1 protein-coding gene is annotated in these 294 nt (G+C 62.6%); it reads left to right on the top strand.

All coding sequences use genetic code 11. From position 1 onward, the window contains the following. The coding region (locus EIK80_RS25505; protein ID WP_125159728.1) for an NAD-dependent epimerase/dehydratase family protein at window positions 1-294 on the top strand (294 nt) is incomplete at both ends.

The following is a 294-nucleotide window of genomic DNA, read 5'->3' as shown; positions in this document are numbered from 1 at the left end:
CATGGCCGAGAAGATCGACCGCGATTGGCAGGAAGCCGCTTCCGGCCGGAAGCTGACCGTCATTCGCCCGGCGGTCGTGTTCGGCCCCGGCGAAGGCGGCAACATCGCGCGCATGGCGTCTCTGCTGAAGCGCGGCTTCTTTGTCTTCCCCGGCCGCCGCGATACGATCAAGTCCTTTATCTATGTCGAAGACCTGATCGAAATGATGCTAGTGGCCGGCGCCAATTCGGACATGGTGCCGACGCTGAACGGCAGCTATCCGGAATGCCCCACGCTGGCAGACATCGTCCTGTC

Origin of the sequence: Caulobacter sp. 602-1 (assembly GCF_003931565.1) — a bacterium.
Lineage (GTDB): Bacteria > Pseudomonadota > Alphaproteobacteria > Caulobacterales > Caulobacteraceae > Caulobacter.
Note: the sequence above shows the minus strand (reverse complement) of the source record. Positions and strands in the feature narration are given on the sequence as shown.